Origin of the sequence: Pantoea sp. B566 (assembly GCF_024793925.1) — a bacterium.
GTDB classification, from domain to species: Bacteria; Pseudomonadota; Gammaproteobacteria; order Enterobacterales; family Enterobacteriaceae; genus Pantoea; species Pantoea ananatis.
In genome coordinates this window covers 4,256,955-4,279,241 of record NZ_JANUQL010000003.1, presented here as the reverse complement: position 1 = coordinate 4,279,241, position 22,287 = coordinate 4,256,955, and the positions used below count along the sequence as shown (strand labels likewise).

Sequence of the window (22,287 nt, the reverse complement as noted above, 5' to 3'; positions counted from 1 at the left end):
TGTGCTGAACCGGAAACCACCTTATGTCCACTACCAATACACTGCCGCCGCGCGTCGGATTTGTCTCGCTCGGCTGTCCAAAAAACCTTGTCGACTCAGAGCGCATCCTGACGGAACTGCGCACCGAGGGTTATGAGGTGGTACCACGCTATGACGATGCTGAAATCGTTATTGTTAACACCTGCGGATTTATCGACAGCGCCGTCCAGGAATCTCTGGAAGCGATCGGTGAAGCCCTGAACGAAAACGGTAAGGTCATCGTGACCGGCTGTCTGGGCGCCAAAGTCGATCAAATTCGTGAGGTGCATCCGAAGGTGCTGGAGATTACAGGTCCACACAGCTATGAACAGGTGCTGTCGCATGTGCATCGCTACGTGCCTAAGCCGCAGCACAACCCGTTCCTGAGCCTGGTGCCGGAACAGGGCGTGAAGCTGACGCCGCGCCATTACGCCTACCTGAAGATTTCTGAAGGCTGTAACCATCGCTGCACCTTCTGCATTATTCCTTCGATGCGTGGCGATCTCGACAGCCGTGCCATTGGTGAAGTACTGGATGAAGCGAAACGTCTGGTTGAAGCTGGAGTGAAAGAGTTGCTGGTGATTTCACAGGATACCTCGGCCTATGGCGTGGACGTGAAGCACCGGACGGGCTTCTGGAACGGTGCGCCGGTAAAAACCAGCATGGTCAGCCTGTGTGAGCAGTTAGCCAAACTCGGCGTCTGGGTCCGCCTGCATTATGTCTATCCGTATCCCCACGTTGATGACGTTATTCCGCTGATGGCTGAAGGCAAAATTCTGCCGTATCTCGATATTCCGTTACAGCATGCCAGCCCACGCATTCTTAAACTGATGAAACGTCCTGGCGCAGTAGAACGGACGCTGGAGCGCATTAAGCGCTGGCGTGAAATCTGCCCTGAGTTAACCCTGCGCTCAACCTTTATCGTTGGCTTCCCCGGAGAAACCGAAGAAGACTTCCAGATGCTGCTGGACTTCATTAAAGAAGCCCGTCTGGATCGCGTAGGCTGTTTCCAGTACAGCCCGGTCGAAGGCGCAACGGCGAACCAGTTGCCCGATCCGGTTGATGAAGCTGTTAAGCAAGAGCGTTACGACCGCTTTATGCAGTTGCAGCAGCAGATCTCTGCTGAACGCCTGCAGGAAAAAGTGGGACGCGAGATTATGGTCATCATTGATGAGGTCGATGAAGAAGGAGCGATTGGTCGTAGCATGGCTGATGCGCCGGAAATCGACGGCGCCGTTTACCTGAACGGCGAGAGCAACGTTAAGCCGGGTGATGTCCTGCGCGTGAAGGTGGAACACGCAGACGAATACGATTTGTGGGCCAGCCGCGCTTAACCGTACTTCTGCTGGTGCGCTTTTTTGCGCGCCAGGTAGTCATCATCAGCACGTAGCTTGTCCCAGTATGCTTTGAAAATGGCCGCCGCAGCGGCCTTTTCTTCGTCCCTGCCCCAGGGCAATTCCTTCCCCTGGGCATCGTATTTCCGTCCGCCCTTGTGGTTGCTGTAGCGACGCGCGCGTGTATAACCCATCTGGATAAATTTGCGTGCCATGTCCATGCCGACAAAATCATCCTGCTGGCGATAGGCTTCGAACAGCGCCATGATTTCTTCTGCCGAAGCTTTGGCAACCTCAACGGTACGAAAACGCCAGTGCGGTAAGATCTCGCCCTTATAAGGCTGGACCATGAGCACGCCCTGCTCTCCGCGCCCCACCTGGTAACGCTCAGGCTGCTTGCGAAAATCGATGGTGCTGAAGTCCTGGTCATAATCAAAAGGTTTCATGTCTTAAGTTTAGGATCAAGTGCGTCACGTAGCCCGTCGCCAAGCAAATTAAAGGCTAAAACCGTAAAAAAAATGGCCAGCGCCGGAAAAATCGCCACATGCGGCGCAATGACCATATCGGCCCGCGCTTCGTTGAGCATGGCACCCCACTCCGGCGTGGGCGGTTGCGCGCCCAGTCCCAAAAATGACAGGCTTGCCGCCGTGATAATCGAGGTACCGATGCGCATAGTGAAGTACACCACAATGGACGATACCGTCCCTGGCAACAGGTGGCGCAGGATAATCGTCCAGTCGGATGCCCCGATGCTGCGTGCAGACTCGATATAGGTTTGATGTTTCAGCACCAGCGTATTGCCGCGCACCAGACGGGCAAACGCTGGAATACTGAAGATCGCCACGGCGATAATCACGTTGCTGATACCGGTGCCCATAATGGCCACCACGGCAATGGCGAGCAGAATACCGGGAAAGGCAAACAGGACGTCACAAACGCGCATGGTTATCCTGTCCCACCAGCCTTCGTAGTAGCCCGCCAGCAGGCCCGCCAGGGTGCCGATAAACGCGCCTATTGCCACGGAGACAAAACCGGCAATCAGCGAAATTCGGGTGCCCACGAGTACGCGGCTGAAAATATCGCGGCCCAGTGAGTCCACGCCAAACCAGTGCATCAGGGACGGCCCGTCATTCAGGCGGTCATAGTCAAAATAATTTTCAGCGTCGAACGGCGCAATGGCCGGTGCCGTGAATGCCAACACAATCAGCACCAGCACGAAGAGACCGGCCAGCAACGCCACGGGCTGATGGCGAAAGCGCCGCCAGAACTCGCGCCACGGTGTTCTCACCCGGTTGCCGTTTAACAGCGGCATACTTTTTAATGCCGCTTCCCGTCGCCAGTTTTTCATCAGGTGTCCTTAAAGCGAATCGCCGGGTTAATGACGGCATATAACATATCGACAAACAGGTTAATCAGGATAAACTCCAGCGAAAACAGCAGCACCTCCGCCTGAATGACCGGATAGTCACGCATCTGCACTGAATCCACCAGCAGACGCCCCAACCCCGGCCAGTTGAAAACCACCTCCACCACAATCGACCCGCCCAGCAGGAAACCAAACTGCAGGCCCATCATGGTCACTACCGGAATCATGGCATTCCGTAATCCGTGTTTAATCACCACTCCGGATTCACGCACCCCTTTCGCGCGCGCGGTGCGCATGTAATCTTCCTGCATCACCTCAACAAAAGAGGCCCGGGTAAAACGCGCCATGACGGCGGCGACGGCCGCCCCCAGGGTAACGGAAGGCAAAATGTAGTGCTGCCAGCTATCGGCTCCCACCGTGGGTAGCCAGCCCAGCTGGACAGAAAACACCTGCATCAGCAGCATGCCAAGGGCAAACGCCGGAAAGGAAATGCCCGAAACCGCCAGCGTCATGCCCAGGCGGTCCGGCCAGCGATTGCGCCACACCGCAGAAACAATGCCAATCGCCATTCCCAGGATCACCGCCCATACCATACTAACTAAGGTCAGCCACAAGGTTGGCATAAAGCGGGTGGCGATTTCCTGTGAAACCGGCCGCCTCGACACCAGCGACTGGCCAAAATCCCCCTGTAGGGCATTGACGACAAAGTGCCAGAACTGCAGTGGCAGCGGTTGATCCAGCCCCAACTCCTGGCGTACCAGCGCGACGACGGAGGCATCGGCTTCCTGGCCGGCAATCAGGCGTGCGGGATCCCCCGGCAGTAAGTGCACAAACATAAACACCAGCACCGCCACGATAAACAGCGTGGGAATCAGGCCCAGCAGTCGTTTCAGAAAATAGTTAAACATGTCAGATCCTACACAGCCGCCAGCCGTCGCGGCTGGCCTGCCCGCCCGCTTCAGCACACACGGCAAAAGCGGGCATTACACGAACCGCTCAGGTTTGGCTGTGGGCTGTGCCCCCTCGCGTCAACCTGAACGGGTCCGCCGGGTTACTTCAGCTCGGCATCGTCAAAACTAAATGAGGTATCCGGCATCATATAAAAGCCACTCAGGTTTTTGCTGTGGGCTGAAACCAACTGCTCCACCACCAGTGGAATCCAGGGATGATCGTTCCAGATCGTATCCTGCGCATCTTTGTAGAGTTCGGCTTTTTGCTTGCTGTCGGTGGTTTTCAACGCATCGGCCAGATCCTTATCGACTTTCGGATTGCTGTAGAAGGCAGTATTAAAGATCGCTGGCGGCCAGGCGGTGGTGGCAAACAGCGGCGTTAATGCCCAGTCAGCTTCCCCGGTGGAGGCAGACCAGCCGGTATAAAACATGCGTACGCCGCTCTCTTTCTGACCTTTGCCTTCCACTTCCGCCGCGCGCTGTCCCGCATCCATGGCGGTAACCTTCACCTTAACGCCCACCTGTGCCAGCTGCTGCTGCACAAACTGCAGAACTTTCTGTGCCGTACTGTGGTTGTGAGAGGACCAGAGCGTGGTTTCAAACCCGTTCGGATAGCCGGCTTCTTTCAGCAACGCTTTTGCTTTGGCAGGATCATAGGGAATGGGCGGATAGGTTTGAGCGTACTCAATCGATGGCGGCACAATACCCGTAGCCGGTGTGGCATAACCGGCAAACGCGACTTTGACCAGGGCCTGACGATTAATCGCGTATTCCAGCGCCTCACGCACCTTGGGATTATCGAAAGGCTTTTGTGTCACGTTCAGGCTGATATAGCGCTGCATGATCGAGGGCGAGACCACCACGTCAAGCTTGCTGTTTTTCTCCAGCAGTTTGGCCTGCTCGTAGGGCACCGGGAATGCAAAGTTCGCCTCGCCCGTTTGCAGCATGGCCGCACGGGTGTTGTTATCCACCACCGGACGCCACGTGATACTGTCGAGTTTTGGATAGCCCTTCTTCCAGTAGCCATCCCATTTTTTTACCTTAACAAAGTCGGTCTGGTTCCAGGTGACGAATTCAAACGGCCCGGTTCCCACCGGATGGAACCCAATCTCCTTACCATATTTTTTCAACGCAGCGGGCGAGATCATCGCGGCGGCCGGGTGCGCCAGAATATTGATAAAGGCCGAGAAAGGCTGTTTGAGCGTGATTTTTACCGTCACAGGATCGACGGCTTCCGTGCTGGCGATATATTTGAACAGGTTATAGCGTTTCAGATGATTATTGGGATTACTGGCACGGTCGAGGTTGGCCTTCACCGCCTCGGCATTAAAGTCGGTGCCATCCTGAAACTTCACGCCGGAGTGCAGTTTAATCGTATAGGTCAGACCATCCTCGCTCACCTGGTAGCTGTCGGCCAGCACGTTGATGCGCTTCATGTCTTTATCAAAGCCGAACAGCCCCTGATAGAACGACTTTGCGACCGCCTGCGACAGCGTATCGTTGGCGTCGTAGGGATCGAGGGTGGTGAAATTAGAGGCCACGGCAATGACCGCATCCTGTGCGGCCCAGGCGGGTAACGCCATTGCACTGCTGAGTACGCCCGCTGCCAGTAAGCCTTTTCGCATCGTTATCTGCATTGTCTTCTCCTTGTTATCCCTGTCTGATTTGTCGCCGTAGCGACGGCTTAGTTATTCGGGTCGCGCGCTGGCGTGACGTGCCACAAAATGGCCGGGCGCGACTTCCATCAGCGAAACCGTTTCGGGTTCATCGCCCAGTAAACGAATTGGGCTGAGGATCTCATCGACCAATAAACTGCGCTCGCGCTGCCGCTGCGACGGATCGGCAATCGGCACGGCGGCCATAAGCTTTTTGGTGTAAGGATGCTGCGGGCGTTCAAACACCGCCTGACGCGGCCCCATCTCGACGATTTGTCCAAGATACATCACCGCAACACGATGGCTGATGCGCTCAACGACCGCCATGTCATGGGAAATAAACAAAAATGCGATGCCAAACTCGCGCTGTAAATCCAGCATCAGGTTAATAATCTGTGCCTGAATAGACACATCCAGCGCCGAAACCGACTCATCGGCAATCACCACTTTCGGGTTCAGCGCCAGCGCCCGCGCAATGCAAATACGCTGCCGCTGGCCGCCGGAGAACTCATGGGGATAGCGCCTTGCATGCTCCGGCAATAACCCGACCTTTTCCAGCAACCACGCGACGCGCTGCTCTGCTTCATGGCGCGGCATCACCTTGTGGACCAGCAGTGGCTCCATAACAGAGAAGCCGACGGTCAGGCGAGGATCCAGCGACGCATAGGGATCCTGAAAAATAAACTGAATATCGCGCCGCAGATGGGCCAGGGCAGGACCGGAGAGATCGTTTATGCGCTGACCGTTAAAGGTGATACTGCCGCCCTGGCTGGCAACCAGCTTTAGCAGGGAGCGTCCGGTGGTGGATTTTCCGCATCCGGACTCCCCCACCAGCGCCAGCGTTTCACCTGCGTAGAGATCAAAACTGACATTCTCGACCGCGTGTACCCGACTTTTCACCCGGTTAAATAACCCTGAGCGGATATCAAACCGCGTGACCAGATTGCGTACCTGTAAAATCGGTGGCCGATCGTGGCGTACGGTATTCTGTGGTACTGCCGGTTCGTCGTCGCTGCCAATCAGCGGGAACCTGGCGGGCAGCGGCTGGCCCCGCATGGCACCCAGCGCCGGTACGGCGGCCAGTAGGGCGCGCGTGTAAGCCTGGCAGGGCGCACTGAACAGCTGAGCCGTTTCGGCATTTTCCACCACTTCGCCACGGTACATCACCTGTACCCGGTCAGCCATTTCAGCCACAACGCCCATATCGTGAGTGATAAAAATCACCCCCATCCGCATCTCTTTTTGCAGTTCGCGAATCAGTTGCAGAATCTGCGCCTGAATCGTCACGTCAAGCGCGGTGGTGGGTTCATCTGCAATCAGCAGCGCAGGTTGACATGACAGCGCCATGGCAATCATTACGCGCTGACGCATGCCGCCCGAGAGCTGGTGGGGAAAGCGGCGCAGGATCTTTTGCGCATCGGGAATACGTACCCTGTCGAGCATTCGACGCGCTTCTGCCAGCGCCCCCGCGTGGGATTGGCCCTGATGAAGACGAATGGATTCGGCAATCTGCTCACCAACAGAGAACACCGGATTAAGCGACGTCATAGGTTCCTGGAAGATCATCGCCATATCGGCCCCGCGCACCTGCCGCATCTGACCGCGCGGCATGCGCATCAGATCCCGTACCTCGCCGTTACGACCGCGCAACAGGATCTCGCCGCTGACGTCTCCGCCGGCCTGCTCAATCAGGCGCATCAACGCCAGCGAGGTCACTGACTTGCCCGAACCAGACTCGCCCACCAGGGCCAGGGTTTTACCCCGGTAGACGTCAAGGGAAAGATGGCGTACAGCCTGGGTGACTACGCCGTCGTTTTCAAAACGCACGTTGAGATCGCGTACGGCCAGCACCTGCTCGTCGGTCAATACTGTTGTGCCAGACAGGCTGTTGTGGAGGGCCTCACGATTAGCTTTCACGGTAAATTGCCACCTCTGCGGCCTCATCTGTGCGGGCATAAGCCCGGTACATGCCTTCGCTGTTGAAAGGCAGCGCGACGTTGCCCTCACGATCAACCGCAATCAGCCCGCCGCTGCCGCCTAACTCCAGCACGCTGTCGTGAATAACATTTACGCTGGCCTGTTGTAACGTGCGTCCACCGTATCGCATCTGCGCCGCCACATCGTAAGCGGCCAGCGTGCGGATAAACACTTCTCCGGTGCCGGTACAGGACACCGCAACGCTGTCGTTGCTGGCATAGCAACCCGCACCGGGTAAGGGCGAGTCGCCAATGCGGCCAACCTGTTTATTGGTCATCCCGCCGGTAGAGGTCGCGGCGGCGAGATTGCCGTCGTTGTCCAGCGCAACCGCGCCCACCGTGCCGAACTTACGGTCCGGATCAAGGGGATCGCCGCCCTGGGCCGCACCATCATGGTCCAACAGCGCGGTATCGCTGCCGAGCGCGCGCTGCAGTTGCTCCCAACGTTCAGGCGTAGAAAAGAAATCAGGCTCAACCTGCTCAAGGCCTTGTGCCCGGGCAAACGCTTCAGCGCCCTCGCCCGCCAACAACACGTGCGGGCTGTTTTCCAATAGCGCGCGGGCCGCCAGCACCGGATTGCGTATACGGGATACGCCCGCCACTGCGCCGGCCTGTAACGTCCGGCCATCCATGATGCAGGCATCCAGTTCATGGGTGCCCTGCCGCGTAAACACCGCGCCTTTACCCGCATTGAATAACGGGCACTCCTCAAGCCTGCGCACCGCCTCAGTCACCGTATCCAGCGCAGAAGCCCCCTGAGCCAGCATGCTCTGCCCGTGCGTCACAATGTCGTAAAGCGCCTGTCGGTATGCCTGCTCTTTTTCTGCGCTCATGGCGGCGCGGGTAATTGCCCCCGCACCGCCATGAATGGCGATCGCTGCTTTAGCCATACTGCGTTACCCTGTGGTTGCATCAGAAGGAAAAACACTGATTTTGAATGGTTTTAACTCGGTTTGGACCATTTTTGAATATAGAAAGCCCGCTATAGGTTGTAAAGCGGAAACTGACAATGCGCTAATAACCTTTCGTTGTGCCTTATGCCGATGTGACTCTGAAGGGAAAAGTCACCATAATAGACAGCCCTTGCAACAGACAAGCTGAGAATAGAATGGAAAGCTTTACTGCCGGACTGATTTCCCTTGAGGACGCGCAACAAAAGATGCTGGCGTCGCTAACGCCCATCACAGACTCGCTTGAGCTGAGCCTGCCAGACGCGGCCGGGCGCATTACTGCCTGCGCGGTCACGTCACCGATCGATGTTCCCCCTTTCAACAACTCGGCGATGGATGGTTACGCCGTCAGGCTGGCTGATATTGAGAGTAACCAGCCTCTGCCGGTTGCGGGTAAAGCCTTTGCCGGGGCCCCGTTTAGCGGTGAATGGCCGGCGGGTAGCGTGATCAGAATAATGACGGGCGCCCCTGTACCTGCCGGTTGTGACGCGGTCGTTATGCAGGAGGAAACCCGTCTGCAGGATGAGAAGGTGATTATCACCGCCCCGGTCAACGCCGGACAAAATATCCGGCTGACGGGTGACGATATTCGGGCCGGCCATCAGGTGCTGGCGGCGGGCGTGCGTCTGGGTGCTGCCGAACTGCCCTTACTGGCCTCGCTGGGGATCGCGACCGTGCGGGTGCTGCGTAAACTGCGCGTCGCGATTTTTTCCACCGGCGACGAACTTCAGCCTGTGGGCCAGCCGTTAGCGGCGGGGCAAATCTATGACACCAACCGTTTTGCGATTTCGCTGATGCTGCACAAGCTGGGATGCGAGGTTATCGATCTGGGCATTATCAAAGACGATCCTGCTGCACTGCGTGCGGCCTTTACCGAAGCCGATCGCCAGGCTGATGTGGTCATCAGTACCGGCGGCGTTTCGGTGGGCGAAGCCGATTTCACCAAAACGATGCTGGAAGAACTCGGCGTGATTCGCTTCTGGAAGCTGGCGATGAAACCCGGTAAACCTTTTGCTTTTGGTCGTCTGGCGAACAGCTGGTTCTGCGGCTTACCCGGAAATCCGGTTTCTGCCGTAGTGACCTTCTATCAACTGGTGCAGCCGCTGCTGTCCACCCTGACGGGACAAACGGCTGCCGCGCTGCCGCCCCGCCAGCGCGTACGCACGGCAACCGCGTTGAAAAAATCGCCTGGCCGGCTGGATTTCCAGCGTGGCGTTCTGCGGCAAAACAGCCAGGGTGAACCAGAGGTTGTCAGCACCGGCGCGCAGGGCTCCCATGTCTACAGCTCTTTTTCTCAGGCCAACTGCTTTATTGTGCTGGAACGCGATCGCGGCCCTGTTGAAGCAGGTGAATGGGTGGATGTCGAACCCTTTAATACGCTGCTGGAGGGGTAAATGCTGCCCGAACTGAGCCACGAAGAGATGCTGCGCTACAACCGACAGATTGTATTGCGTGGTTTTGACTTTGACGGTCAGGAACGATTAAAAGCCAGTCATGTGCTGATTGTCGGGCTGGGCGGTTTAGGCTGTGCGGCCTCGCCCTATCTGGCGGCAGCGGGCGTAGGCAATCTTACGCTAGTGGACTTTGATACGGTCTCACTTTCTAATCTGCAGCGACAGATTTTGCATTACGATGCCGATATTGGCCGCGCCAAGGTGGAATCCGCCCGGGAAACGCTGGCCGCCATTAATCCTCACTGCCAGTTACAGGCTGTGCAGGGTCAACTGGACGATGAGGCGCTCAACGCCCTGATTGCCCGGCAGCAGGTGGTGGTGGACTGCACGGACAATGTGGCGGTGCGCGAGCAAATTAACCGGTTATGCTACCAGTTGAAAGTGCCGCTGGTCTCAGGCGCGGCGATTCGTATGGAAGGCCAGCTCAGCGTATTTGACTGGCAACCCGATACGCCCTGTTATCGCTGCATCAGCCGGCTGTTTGGCGCCCAGGTTCTGAGCTGTGTGGAGGCCGGCGTAATGGCACCGCTGGTGGGCGTCGTCGGCGCCATGCAGGCGATGGAAACCCTGAAGCTGCTGACGCACTTCGGCTCACCTGCGCGCTCACGTTTGCTGATGTACGATGCGCTGAGCGCGGAGTTTCGTACCCTGAAGGTCGCGCAGGATCCCCATTGTGAAGTCTGCGGACATCATGACTGAGCCGTTAATTGATAGGGTTCATGCGTAAAGCGGAGGGGGCTACAGGTCAGGTAAAGAAAGGACTTTAAGCCGGATCGCCGCAGGCAATCCACCCTGACGCACGGACCCAAACGATAACGGGGTAGCCATCGCTACCCCGTTATCGTTAGACGATGCCCTGGCTACGCAGGTAATCTTCATAATTACCGGTAAAGTCCACAATGCGATCGGCTTTGATTTCCATCACTCGCGTCGCCAGTGAACTGACGAACTCACGGTCATGAGATACAAAAATCAGCGTACCTTCATACATTTCCAGCGCCATGTTTAATGACTCAATGGATTCCATATCAAGGTGGTTTGTCGGCTCATCCATAATCAGGATGTTGGGCTTTTCCATCATCAGCTTGCCAAACAGCATCCGACCTTTTTCCCCACCCGACAGCACCTTAGCCGGTTTTTTAATATCGTCCTGTGAAAACAGGAGGCGGCCAAGAATCCCACGCACGGCCTGTTCATCATCGCCCTGCTGTTTCCACTGGCTCATCCAGTCAAATACCGTCAGGTCGTTAGCAAAATCGTCTGCATGATCCTGGGCATAATAACCAATCTTCGCGTTTTCAGACCATTTAACGCTGCCGCTTTCCGGCGTCAGTTCACCGACCAGCGTTTTTAACAGCGTGGATTTACCAATACCGTTAGCGCCGAGGATCGCCAGTTTTTCGCCCACTTCCAGCAACAGATTTAAATTTTTAAACAGCGGACCGTTATCAAACCCTTTCGTCAACGCTTCGACTTCCAGCGCATTACGGAACAGTTTCTTATCCTGTTCGAATCGAATATACGGGTTCTGACGACTGGAGGCTTTTACCTCTTCCAGCTTTATTTTGTCCATCTGTTTCGCACGCGATGTCGCCTGACGTGATTTAGAGGCATTAGCACTAAAACGGCTGACAAAGGATTGCAGATCGGCAATTTGTGCTTTTTTCTTGGCGTTATCCGATAACAGTCGCTCACGCGCCTGGGTGGCAGCGGTCATATATTCATCATAATTACCAGAATAAACACGCAGTTCGCCGTAGTCCAAATCAGCCATGTGGGTACAGACCATATTGAGGAAGTGACGGTCGTGCGAAATGATAATCATGGTGCTGTCGCGTTCGTTGAGGACCTGCTCCAGCCAGCGAATAGTATCGATATCCAGGTTGTTAGTCGGTTCGTCCAGCAGCAAAATATCCGGGTTGGAAAACAATGCCTGAGCCAGGAGAACACGTAATTTAAAACCCGGGGCAATTTCGCTCATTGGGCCATAATGCTGCTCTACCGGAATACCGACGCCCAGTAATAATTCACCGGCGCGCGGTTCAGCGCTGTAGCCATCCATTTCACCATACAGCACTTCAAGGTCGGCGACTTTGTAGCCTTCCTCTTCTGTCATTTCAGGTAAGGAATAAATACGGTCACGTTCCTGCTTCACTTCCCATAATTCATGGTGCCCCATGATGACCGTATCTAACACGCTATATTCTTCGAAGGCGAACTGATCCTGACGTAATTTACCAATACGTTCATTAGGATCGTAAGAGACATTGCCGCCTGATGGCACCAAATCGCCACCCAAAATCTTCATGAAGGTGGATTTTCCGCTGCCGTTCGCACCGATTAAACCGTAACGATTACCGCCGCCAAATTTTACGGAGATATTTTCGAACAGTGGCTTGCTGCCAAACTGCATGGTGATATTGCTGCTAACTAACACGGCGTTGACCTTAGTGAAGAGAGTGGATGGAAAAACGGCGGCTATTATGCCAGATGTGACGTAGCGCACGCCAGTCTCCGGCAAGGATTGCCTGAGTGTCCCTTGAAAACGCGCAACTTTTAATTATCGTCCTGCACGGTTTCCTGCAGCTGGCGCGCAGGTCGCATCGGGTTGCCACGCATGCCACAGACGTTGCCGTCACGCACGACGAGATTAATTAACGTGTGGAGATCGTAAACAGGGAAACGGCACGCAGGGTTTTTTAAATAAAAAAAGCCGGGAACATAAATGCACCCGGCTACCGCTTACAAGGATTGTGTCGATTAATCGATCAGGAAACTGTCCAGGCTTTTACCTTCATCCAGCGCTTTTTTAATAGCTGCTGGGGTGCGGCCCTGGCCGGTCCATGATTTTTTCTCGCCGTTTTCATCGGTGTAAGAATATTTAGCCGGACGCGGCGCACGCTTAGTGCGTTTTTTACCCTGCTCCAGGGCACCTAATAATTCATTAGGATCGATGCCGTCAGCCAGCAACATTTCGCGATATTTAGATAACTTCTCTTCTTTTTCACGATTCTGCTGCTCTTCAGCGTGAGCTTCTTCACGGCGTTCAGTCACAACGACGGTCAATTTCTCAAGAATCTCTTCCAGATCGCTCAGTGGCAGTTCACGAGCCTGGGCACGTAATGTGCGAATGTTGTTTAGAACTTTAAATGCGTCACTCATCACAATATCCTTGATTAAGGGGGTTTAATTAAACTGTAGCGACAAGACTACCTAATTCAAATAAAAAAATAAATTAATTTATTACTACAGATAATTCCGAGTGTTTTTTTAAATGGCCGTGAAGTATTCAGAATCCTTATGTGGAGAGATTATTAACCACGAATTAACACTAAACGCCTGCTATCCTTGCACAATGTAAACGATTTCATTGATTACGCACGCTGCATGAATCCCCCCCAAAACTTTATAACGCTCCGGTCGATTATTTTATCGTCTTTAAAGAATTTGCATTAAATTCGCTGCCTTCCCGTCTGTTTTTCTCACCACGGCCGCTCTGCCGCTCACAAAATTAACCTGCATATAACGGCAAAGTTATCCGGTTACCCGGGACAATATCGGGATGCTTTTTTATCATTCCGGCGTTTGTATCGCGCGTTCCTGCGTTTCTCTGACGTAAAAAAATACGCGCGCGTTTACAGACCCGGTGAGTGCTACTTCGGCGAGGACGTGATTCCTTCTCTTAACGTCGGGCGTAAAAGATAAATAGCGGAGCGTCGTTGGGCGGCGAGTTCGACAGAGTAACATGAGGCGTTTGATGATTTTTATTTGACGATAAAACGCATAAATAATAAATCATGGGTATCAGTAGAGCGGATTGTCAGGCCGCGCCCTTTTAACAGGGGGCACGGCCTGAACGCTTAGTTCACCGGCGTGGCGGGACCAAATACATCGTACTGCGGCAACTGCACGTTCTGGTAGGTCTCCCAGCCGCCCCCTAAGGCTTTATACAGGGCGACGAGATCCAGCCCGCTTTGCATGCGCGCCTGGGTCGCCTGTTCCTGGGCCTGCGCCAGCTGGCGCTGTGCATCCAGCACCTCGAGGAAAGTGGATAATCCCTGACGATAACTGTCACTGGCCAGATCGAAGGTACGCTGCAGCGCGCCAGTCGTTTCATCCAGTGCCGTTACCCGTTGCTGATCGGCACGGTAACTGACCAGGGCATTTTCCACATCCTGCAGGGCAGTCAGCACCGTCTGACGGTAGTTCAGTGCCGCGCTGGCCTGTTGCGCCCGCGCCAGCCTGACGCTGGAAACCAGCCTTCCCCCCTGGAAGATGGGAATAGATAACGACGGTCCCACGCTGTAGAAATGACTGCTCCAGTTATCAAGATAGCTGACGTCAGTGTTACGCACGCCCAACTGACCGGTCAGCGACAGGCTGGGGAACAGCTGCGCAACAGACACGCCAATCTCGGCGGTCTGTGCATGCAGTGTGGCTTCTGCCTGACGAATATCCGGACGACGTCGCGCCAGTGTGGAAGGAATGCCCACAGAAACAAACGCAGGCAGTGCAGGCAGCGCTTTCGGCTCGCTTAACTCGGCATCCAGCGCGCCCGGCGTTTTGCCCAACAGCACGGCCAGCCCGTTCATCGCCTGGCGCGTTTGTGCCTGATACTGCGGCAACTGCGCCTGCAGACTGCTTAACTGCGCGCGGGCATTTTCGACATTCGTGACTGGCGCTAAGCCGTTGCGCTGTTGGCTTTCCGTCAGTTGCCAGGTCTGATCCGCCACCGCAATCTGTTGTTGTAACGTTTTTACCGTTGCCTGCGCGCCACGCAGCTGTAACCACGCGCGCACCACTTCGGCCTCAAGCGACACCAGCGCGTCGTTGCGCTGCTCAATCGCCGCCTGCTGTTGGGCATTCGCTGACTCGATCTGGCGGCGCACCTTGCCCCACAGATCCAGTTCCCAGCTGGCATCGAAACTGCCCTGATACAGCGTGACGGGCTGTGTCAGGCCGTTCAGCTGGCTGGCGACATTACTGTCGAGCTGGTCGGCACCGTTGGCTTTCAGTAGCCCTTCCAGGCCAAGCTGCTGACGGGTGACTTTGGCCGAACCGTTAAGGCTGGGAAACAACCCGCCCTGCGCCTGTGATAACTGCTCGCGCGCCCCGGCAATGCGCAATACAGCCTGTTGTAATGAGAGGTTACCTTCGATGGCGCGCGCAATCAGGCTATCGAGCTGAGGATCCCCGAAATTGCGCCACCAGCGCGAATCCACCGCTGACGTTTGCGGCCTTGAGGTTTCCTGTGAATCCAGCGCGTGATAGCTGCCCGGGAGCTGGGGCTTTGGCGCCTGGTAGTCCGGGCCAACGCTACAGCCCGTCAGGGCGAACAACAGCATCAGGTTGAGTGGATTCAGGCGATGCGTAGTCATAACTTTCATGTCAGTGTGCTCCTGCACTGCCTTCGCTCTTGACAGGCGACAGCAGCCAACAAAATGGAATCAAAATCAGGGCAACGATACTCAAGCCTGAAAAGACGTCGATATAAGCCAGAATGCGGGACTGGACAATCATCTCTTTGTAGAGCTGACCCGTTGCCAACGTAACGGGATCGCCCACCGCAGAAGTGAAGTCGCGAATCGCCTGTGCCCAGTGCTGAACGGTGATGTTGAACTGTTCGTTCAGCGGCGTCATGTTGTGCACCATATGGGCCGAACGCGCCTGCTCCCGTTCAGTAATCGCCGCGGTGGACAACGAGATACCAATCGAACCCGCTACGTTACGGAACATGGTGAACAGGGCTGAGGCGTCCGCATTCAGGCGCTGGGGAATCGTAATAAAGGCAATGGTAGTCAACGGCACGAACAGGAAGCCCAAACCAATTGACTGCGCACTGCGCATCATGACCAGCGTCGTGAAATCGACATCAGGCGTTAAGGACGCCGAATAGAAGAAGGCCAGCGCCAGGCAGCTAAAACCAAAGGCAATAATGTAGCGGGTCTGCACCACCGGCATCAGTTTCAAGACCAGCGGGATGGTCAAGACGATCAACACCGCGCCGGGAGACAGCACCAGTCCCGACCAGGTCGCCGTGTAGCCGAGATCCTGCTGTGCCAGCTGGGGCAGAACCACCGAGCTGCCGTAAAGTATCATCGCCATGCCGGCCATTAATAAACCGGCGACCCAGAAATTGCGATCTTTCATGACCAGAATGTCAACGACCGGTTTACGGGCATACATCAGCCAGTAAATGGCCCCCACGATCCCGACCAGCGCCAGCACGGCAAACAGGACGATAAAGTGCGAGGCGAACCAGTCTTCATCCTCGCCACGATCCAGCATGACCTGCAAACATCCCAGGCCGAGCGTAATCAGGCTGATGCCGATATAGTCGATCTTGAGTTTGCCCTTGGCCCATTTACGCTCCCACGGCGGATCTTCCAGCAAGGGTAAAATGGCCATGATGGTCAGCACGCCGACCGGGATATTAATAAAGAATACCCAGCGCCAGCTGTAATTATCGGTGATCCAGCCACCCAGCGTCGGGCCAATAACCGGCGCAACGATAATCGCGATGGAAGAAAGGCCAAACGCTTTGCCCCGATCTTCGGGTTTGAAATAGTCGAGCAGCACCGACTGTTGTACCGGCTGCAGCCCGCCGCCAAAAAAGCCCTGCAGGACGCGAAACAGAATAATTTGCCAGAGTTCCGTGGCAATACCGCACAGGAAGGAGCAGATGGTAAACATCACAATGCAGATTAAAAAAAACTGTTTGCGGCCAAACAGACGGCTGAAAAAGGCAGAGATGGGCAGCACGATACCGTTCGCTACCAGATACGACGTCAATACCCAGGTTGATTCATCGTAACTGGAAGAGAGTGAACCCGCGATGTGCGGCAGGGCCACGTTAACGATGGTGGTATCCAGGATTTCCATAAATACCGCCAGCGTGACCGTAATGGCCACTAGCCAGGGGTTACTGGCGGGTTTCCAGCTCTGCGATTCGCTCATTCCACGGTTACCTTCGGTTCAACCGATAATCCCAGTGGCAGCGGTCGGTTTGGATCCAGCCCTTTATCAATCACGATTTTCACCGGAACACGCTGGACAATTTTCACGTAGTTACCCGTGGCATTCTCAGACGGGAAGGTGGAGAAACGCGATCCTGTGCCCATCTGAATACTGTCGACATGCCCTTCCAGCTTCATGTCTGGCCAGGCATCTACGCTGATTGCCACTTTGTCGCCGGGATTCATTCGCTCAAGCTGAGACTCTTTAAAGTTTGCGGTGATCCAGATGTCCGGAGAAACCAGCGAGAACAGAGCACTTCCCGCCTGGACCAGCGTGCCCATCTGGACATTGCGCTTCGTGACAAAGCCATCGTAAGGCGCACGAACCTGAGTGTAAGAGAGGTTTAGCTCAGCCACGTTGAGCTGCGCTTTAGCCTGCTCAACCTGCTCCTGACGCGCTTCAACATTGGTTTCCTGCTGACGGATTTGCAGGGCAACCTGCGAGGCCACTTCCACTTGGGCTTTTGCACTTTGCAGCTGTGCCTGCGCAGAACGGAGCTGTGCAGATGCCGAGTCGATGTTTCGCTGACTGGTGGCACGCGGATCGACGCCACGCTGGCGCCGGTAGTCCGCCTGGGCGTTCATGTAGTTGGCTTCGGCTTTCGCCTGGTCGGCCAGCGCCTGATCGCGCTGGGCCGGATACTGAACACGAGAGAGCGCTAACTGCGCCTGCGCCTGATGCAGCTGTGCCGTGGCCAGACCCAACTGGGCTTTAGCCTGAGCACGCTGGGCCTCATTGTCACTCGGATCGATTTCAACCAGCAGATCGCCCTTCCTGACGCGTTGGTTATCGTTAACCAGCAGTTTAACAACATAGCCGGACGCTTTTGCGGCAATGGTGACCGCATTGCCTTCAGTAAAGGCGTCGTCAGTGGTTTCTTCGTTACGGGTCGTAAACCAGAAGAAAAAGGCCACGATTAGCATGACAACCACGACAACGGCCAGGATGATTAACGGTTTTTTGCCGGGGCGTTTGCGCGGCTTTTCGTCGTCATGATCCTGATTGTCATGTGGCTGGCTGTTTTTATCTGGCGCGTTTTCTGCGTCTTCCTGATGTGAATCGCGGTTGTTGTTCTCGCTCATAGTGTCCGTCGCTGGCTAAGGCCCTCTGTCCTGGGCGTAGAAAGTCCACTAAACATTAGATCGAAAACTGACAAAATCCAGTACAACTTTACGTAACTTGAGAAAGGCAGCACATCCTGCACCGCGGCAGGATGTGTCTGAGTCAGGCGACCAGTTTCAGCAACAGCCAACCCGTGAGCATTGACCAGGCGAGTAAGGGCACGGAGAAGAGATGAAAACGCCACCAGATGGCGCGATCTTTGGCCATTCGCAGCGCAATAAGGTTAGCGAGCGAGCCGGGAAGCAAACCAAAGCCACCAATATTGACCGCCCAGGCAAGCACTTCTGTCGGCTGCACTTTTTGCAGTAGCAGGATGGTGGCCGGCACATTACTGATGACCTGGGACAGACCGATGGCCAGCAGATAAAGCTCGCCTTTGCCCAGATGCGTAATGGCATCGAAATGCGCCTGAACGACCGGTAAACGCGTCAGCAAGAAGACATCCAGGAACATCACGATGAAGACCACCAGCAGGCTCCAGTCGATATTGAGCAAGACCTGACGCGCCATAATCAGGAAACACACCATAATCAGCAACAGGGCCCAACCGGTCACATGCCATTCCAGCGCGGCAATAAAAAGCAGATACAGCACGACACTGACGGCAAAAAGGGGTTTCTGCCAGCTGTGCTCTTCGCTGGTCTCGTGCTTGTCAATCGTGCGTTTGGCAAAGCTGAACCAGGTCACCACCATCAGGCTCAGCAGCAGCCAGGCGGCCAGCGGCGTCATTTGCAAGATAAAACCGCCCACGCTCAAAGAGCCGTGGCTCCACAACAAAATATTTTGTGGATTGCCCACCGGGGTGAGTAGCGAACCGGCATTAACCGCCAGCGCTTCAAAGATAATAAGGCGCGAGATAGGTAAATGCGAAAATTTGCGTAACGTCAGCGTCAGCGGCACCAAAATAAACAGCGCCACATCGTTGGTTAAGAAGGTCGACAGCAGCGCCGCCGCCAGCACCATAAAGAGTGCCAGCGTGCGTTCGTGTTTGAAGCGCGCAATTAACCTGGCCCCGAGAACATCAAAATACCCGCTGGTTTCTAACCCTTTTGTGAGGATAAGTAATCCACTCAGGGTAATGATGGTATGCCAGTCCACCGCGGCGGGAAGATCCGGCCAGCGATAGTCAGCAAGAAACAGCAGAACAACCCCAACAACGACTAACAAGTGCAATATATGGTCATGCAAAAATGAGCGAAGCACGATGGGCATGATGTCCGGCGCCTTACCTGAGGGTTAATTGTTTTCGTAAAATTTCTGGAATACAGCCAGGGTTTCATCACTCACGTGATGTTCAATGCCTTCTGAATCGCGCCGTGCCGTCTCCGGACTGATGCCAAGCGCTAACAGAAAGGTTTCAACAATATGATGGCGGGCGCGGCTCTCTTCAGCCAGCTTTTCGCCTTCACGAGTCAAAAAGACACCACGATAAGGGACCTGCTCTACCAGCCCGGCGGTACCTAATCGCTTTAACATTTTTGCGACGGTGGGTTGCGAAACCCCCAGGCGCGCCGCCATATCGACCTGACGTGCTTCACCAAATTCACCAATTAAATCAGAGATTAGCTCAACATAATCATCAATCAGCTCACGGCGATGCGCCTCGCGCACCTGCCGAAACCCTTCGACATGCTCTTCAATATCTTTTAGTGGTCCTTGCGGGGCAGAAACCACGCTTTTGGCACGACGACTCATTCAGCTTCCTCTTTATTTTTTTCCACACCAGCCCTGCCGTATGGATTTAGCTGCGCTCATTGTAAACCAGGCGCAAATAAGCTCAAATTTTTCGTCGTTAGCCTTGGCTAAACGATATAGCCAATGCTATATTTGTTGATAATGTAAACAGAGTGGTGCATTAAAGCACGATTAGGCCAGTCTGCTTACCGTTGCGTTAAATTAATTGGGAGGTGATGTTATGAGCACCCTGAAAAGCTGCATCGACTGCGGCAAATGCTTTCAGGCAGAAAAATCTACATCAGGTATGAAATCCTGGTGGTGCCTGCTGACGCGTTCCCCTTTTACGCTGCGCCTGATGTTGATCAACAAACTCCTGGGTCACGAACCTGAAGAACGCCACTGCCAGAAACTGATCTGGCGCGGCTAATCGTTGATACCGCCTTCTGGCTGCAAGCCTGAAGGTGCCATCTTTAGGCTGCACGGCCTTCTTTTTCGCTGTCTGGCTGTGCCATTCGCGCACGATTTGCCTTTTGCTGTCGCCCGTTTACACACCTCCAGCGCTTCACACTTTTGCATCACCCTGTCTGTGGCAATCCCACGTTTATTTTGCCACCCACGACCACGTGGCTGTCTCCGGCATCGCCTGGCGGATCGCTTTTTTCATTGTGCAGCCGTCGTTTTCAGCACGAGCAAGCCGGTAAGCTCAGAGGGAGACAGGCTGCGGCGCCGCATCCGGCAGGGAGTCAGGGTAATGGACGATATTGGGAAGGCGTGAAGGCCAGGCTGACGCTCTCTGGCGGGCTGTTTTTTTGTCACCAATAAAAACGGCCCTTAACAGGGCCGTTTTTTTAAACTCGACTAAGATCACTTAGAAGCTGTAACCTACGCCAGCAATCCAGGTGCCAACGTCAACGCTACGGATGCGGCTCTGCTCATAGCCCACGTCCAGTGCAACGTTTTCCATTGGGTTGAACTGCATACCTGCGCCGTAAGAGAAACCGTAATCGCTGGTATCAGTTTTGCCGCGTGAAGCAGTGTCGTTCTGCTGGTATTTACCGTAGCCAACACCGACTACACCATAGATGCTTGCCCAGTCATTCAGACGGAATGCTGGACCACCGGTGATGCCGTAGTACTGGCCTTTATTGTAAATGCCATCTTCGGTACGATCTTTCTCGGTGTAGGTGAATGAGCCGATCCAACCCAGTGGGTTAGAACCGTCTTCATAACGATATTTCAGGTTGAAGCCGTTTGCTTTGTTAGCAACGCCCTGGTAGTCGCTCTGTGCGTAGCCACCGGTTACAGTGCTTTGTGCCATGGCGGAACCTGTCGCTACTGCTAACACACAGGCTAATGCTGAAAGACATGCAATTTTTTTCATAACCACCTCAAATGTGAAAGTACTTCTCTCCTGACAACGCTAAAAATATAACAAAAATTAGCGAGAAACTCTGCCCGCATTTTGTTGTCTAACACATAGTTTGGTGTAACAGGAAGTTAATGAAGTTTCGTATGTCATTCTTTTTTCTTATAAAATACGTCATATGATTGCAACAAACCTGCTTAATAAATTTTCATGCTTTAAGTTAATTCCTAAAAAATCCTGACATTAATTTACTTTTGCAGCCGCAAATGTGCCTAAAATCCAGGCAAACAGACAAAATTAAAATCGGTTTACGTCCTCTTTTTGACCGCCACTTCCATTACACTGGTCATCTTTAGCTCATGTTTGGGAAGTGCCTACAGGATGTCAGCCACCTCATTAAAGTCCATTACACCCGTTTTTATTCCCGTTATTGTTCTGCTTGTCTCAATGTTGTCACTTCAGGGCGGTGCCTCGCTGGCGAAAACCCTGTTTCCCACCGTGGGCGCAACCGGCATTACTGCGCTGCGTCTGGGATTTGGCACCCTGATCCTGTGCATTATTTTCAAACCCTGGCGACTGCGTTTTAGCCGGGAACAACGTACGCCGCTGCTGATTTATGGTTTGTCACTGGGCGCGATGAACTTCTTGTTCTACCTCTCTATCCGTACCGTGCCCTTAGGCATTGCGGTGGGCCTGGAGTTTGTCGGTCCACTGACGCTGGCGCTGCTCGGTTCGCGCCGCGCGCTGGACTTTGTCTGGGTCCTGCTTGCCGTGGCAGGGCTGTGGTTCCTGCTGCCGTTTAGCACCGGCATTGCCTCGGTGGATCCGGTCGGCGCGCTGTTCGCGCTGGGTGCCGGCGCCTGTTGGGCGATATATATCTTATCGGGCCAGCGCGCAGGGGCAGAACATGGTGCTGCGACCGTGGCCATTGGATCGCTTATTGCCTCGCTGGTTTTTGTTCCCGTGGGTCTGACGTTTGCCGCCAGTGGCATCTGGCAGTGGAGCGTGGTTCCCGTCGCGATTCTGGTGGCGTTTCTTTCTACAGCACTGCCCTACTCGCTGGAAATGGTGGCATTAACGCGTTTGCCGGCGCGCATCTTTGGCACATTGATGAGCCTTGAGCCTGCAGTGGCAGCCCTGTCGGGGATGATGTATCTGCATGAAAGCCTTTCGGGTAAGCAATGTCTGGCGTTGCTGGCCATCATTCTGGCTTCCGCAGGCGCCACACTGACGATGCGTCCAAGAAAGAGTCAGTTAAATGAAGTTGAATTGACCGACAACACAAAAAAATAATCCGCTTTAGCCTGTTGAAAAACAGGCTAAATAACAATAAAAATCATCTTGATAATTATTTCATTAGAAATGTCATTGAAAATTAATATTTTGAAACACACAAAACCTC

At 54.5% G+C, this 22,287-nt stretch carries 20 protein-coding genes; 6 read left to right on the top strand and 14 right to left on the bottom strand.

The window, feature by feature from the left end; translation table 11 throughout:
- Positions 1 to 23: 23 nt before the first annotated feature.
- Entirely contained in the window at positions 24 to 1,352 is a 1,329-nt protein-coding gene (gene rimO, locus NYE92_RS21615) for a 30S ribosomal protein S12 methylthiotransferase RimO (RefSeq protein WP_013025189.1), read from the top strand.
- Here rimO and NYE92_RS21610 read toward each other — a convergent pair.
- The 6 genes from NYE92_RS21610 to NYE92_RS21585 all read right to left on the bottom strand — a co-directional run bounded on the left by NYE92_RS21610 (position 1,349) and on the right by NYE92_RS21585 (position 8,189).
- Positions 1,349 to 1,798 (bottom strand): DUF4385 domain-containing protein, encoded by a 450-nt coding sequence (locus NYE92_RS21610; protein WP_014593286.1) that lies wholly within the window; start codon positions 1,796 to 1,798, stop codon positions 1,349 to 1,351. The genes rimO and NYE92_RS21610 overlap by 4 nt on opposite strands.
- Positions 1,795 to 2,700, bottom strand: a complete 906-nt coding sequence (gsiD, locus tag NYE92_RS21605) for a glutathione ABC transporter permease GsiD (protein ID WP_013025187.1) — start codon at positions 2,698 to 2,700, stop codon at positions 1,795 to 1,797. Before gsiD ends, NYE92_RS21610 begins: the two co-directional genes overlap by 4 nt.
- The gene (gene gsiC / locus NYE92_RS21600; RefSeq protein WP_014606229.1) at positions 2,700 to 3,626 is read right to left on the bottom strand and encodes a glutathione ABC transporter permease GsiC; all 927 of its coding nucleotides are present in this window, start codon (positions 3,624 to 3,626) and stop codon (positions 2,700 to 2,702) included. Before gsiC ends, gsiD begins: the two co-directional genes overlap by 1 nt.
- Positions 3,627 to 3,769: 143 nt before the next feature.
- The gene (gsiB, locus tag NYE92_RS21595) at positions 3,770 to 5,305 is read right to left on the bottom strand and encodes a glutathione ABC transporter substrate-binding protein GsiB (RefSeq protein ID WP_259019424.1); all 1,536 of its coding nucleotides are present in this window, start codon (positions 5,303 to 5,305) and stop codon (positions 3,770 to 3,772) included.
- Between the two features lie 51 nt (positions 5,306 to 5,356).
- Positions 5,357 to 7,279 (bottom strand): dipeptide ABC transporter ATP-binding protein, encoded by a 1,923-nt coding sequence (locus NYE92_RS21590; RefSeq protein WP_259019423.1) that lies wholly within the window; start codon positions 7,277 to 7,279, stop codon positions 5,357 to 5,359.
- Complete coding sequence (locus NYE92_RS21585; RefSeq protein WP_013025183.1) at positions 7,230 to 8,189, bottom strand: isoaspartyl peptidase/L-asparaginase family protein; 960 nt, start codon at positions 8,187 to 8,189, stop codon at positions 7,230 to 7,232. Before NYE92_RS21585 ends, NYE92_RS21590 begins: the two co-directional genes overlap by 50 nt.
- Positions 8,190 to 8,407: 218 nt before the next feature.
- Between NYE92_RS21585 and moeA the strand changes: the two genes are divergently transcribed.
- Both moeA and moeB read left to right on the top strand, forming a co-directional pair.
- Positions 8,408 to 9,643 (top strand): molybdopterin molybdotransferase MoeA, encoded by a 1,236-nt coding sequence (gene moeA, locus NYE92_RS21580; protein WP_014606232.1) that lies wholly within the window; start codon positions 8,408 to 8,410, stop codon positions 9,641 to 9,643.
- Positions 9,644 to 10,402 carry a molybdopterin-synthase adenylyltransferase MoeB gene (gene moeB, locus NYE92_RS21575; protein ID WP_013025181.1) on the top strand — a complete coding sequence of 253 codons (759 nt, stop codon included), beginning with the start codon at positions 9,644 to 9,646 and terminating at the stop codon, positions 10,400 to 10,402.
- A 145-nt stretch (positions 10,403 to 10,547) separates the two neighbouring features.
- On the opposite strand, the gene NYE92_RS21570 is transcribed toward moeB, so the two are convergent.
- Positions 10,548 to 12,140 (bottom strand): ABC-F family ATPase, encoded by a 1,593-nt coding sequence (locus NYE92_RS21570; protein WP_014606233.1) that lies wholly within the window; start codon positions 12,138 to 12,140, stop codon positions 10,548 to 10,550.
- 95 nt (positions 12,141 to 12,235) lie between these two features.
- Between NYE92_RS21570 and NYE92_RS21565 the strand changes: the two genes are divergently transcribed.
- Positions 12,236 to 12,361, top strand: a complete 126-nt coding sequence (locus NYE92_RS21565; RefSeq protein ID WP_015700682.1) for a hypothetical protein — start codon at positions 12,236 to 12,238, stop codon at positions 12,359 to 12,361.
- Between the two features lie 102 nt (positions 12,362 to 12,463).
- Here the strand turns inward: NYE92_RS21565 and NYE92_RS21560 are convergent, their stop codons facing one another.
- From NYE92_RS21560 to mntR, 6 genes are all read right to left on the bottom strand, one after another.
- Positions 12,464 to 12,865, bottom strand: coding sequence for an H-NS family nucleoid-associated regulatory protein (locus NYE92_RS21560; RefSeq protein WP_014606234.1), 402 nt, complete (start codon positions 12,863 to 12,865; stop codon positions 12,464 to 12,466).
- 698 nt (positions 12,866 to 13,563) lie between these two features.
- Complete coding sequence (locus NYE92_RS21555) at positions 13,564 to 15,090, bottom strand: efflux transporter outer membrane subunit (RefSeq protein WP_015700684.1); 1,527 nt, start codon at positions 15,088 to 15,090, stop codon at positions 13,564 to 13,566.
- A gap of 1 nt (position 15,091) precedes the next feature.
- Positions 15,092 to 16,660, bottom strand: coding sequence for a DHA2 family efflux MFS transporter permease subunit (locus NYE92_RS21550; protein WP_013025177.1), 1,569 nt, complete (start codon positions 16,658 to 16,660; stop codon positions 15,092 to 15,094).
- Entirely contained in the window at positions 16,657 to 17,802 is a 1,146-nt protein-coding gene (locus tag NYE92_RS21545; protein ID WP_015700686.1) for an HlyD family secretion protein, read from the bottom strand. The genes NYE92_RS21550 and NYE92_RS21545 overlap by 4 nt, the downstream gene beginning before the upstream one ends.
- 142 nt (positions 17,803 to 17,944) lie before the next feature.
- A complete protein-coding gene (locus NYE92_RS21540; RefSeq protein WP_014593277.1) occupies positions 17,945 to 19,054 on the bottom strand; it encodes an SLC13 family permease in 1,110 nt (369 codons plus the stop codon).
- Between the two features lie 24 nt (positions 19,055 to 19,078).
- Positions 19,079 to 19,537 (bottom strand): manganese-binding transcriptional regulator MntR, encoded by a 459-nt coding sequence (gene mntR, locus NYE92_RS21535; RefSeq protein WP_013025174.1) that lies wholly within the window; start codon positions 19,535 to 19,537, stop codon positions 19,079 to 19,081.
- Positions 19,538 to 19,757: 220 nt separating this feature from the next.
- Here mntR and NYE92_RS21530 point away from each other — a divergent pair, with 220 nt between their 5' ends.
- Positions 19,758 to 19,946, top strand: coding sequence for a hypothetical protein (locus NYE92_RS21530; protein ID WP_014606238.1), 189 nt, complete (start codon positions 19,758 to 19,760; stop codon positions 19,944 to 19,946).
- A gap of 441 nt (positions 19,947 to 20,387) precedes the next feature.
- Here NYE92_RS21530 and ompX read toward each other — a convergent pair whose 3' ends face one another.
- Complete coding sequence (ompX, locus tag NYE92_RS21525; RefSeq protein ID WP_014606239.1) at positions 20,388 to 20,900, bottom strand: outer membrane protein OmpX; 513 nt, start codon at positions 20,898 to 20,900, stop codon at positions 20,388 to 20,390.
- Positions 20,901 to 21,266: 366 nt separating this feature from the next.
- On the opposite strand from ompX, the gene rhtA reads away from it, so the two are divergent.
- A complete protein-coding gene (gene rhtA / locus NYE92_RS21520) occupies positions 21,267 to 22,178 on the top strand; it encodes a threonine/homoserine exporter RhtA (protein WP_029569837.1) in 912 nt (303 codons plus the stop codon).
- Positions 22,179 to 22,287 lie beyond the last annotated feature (109 nt).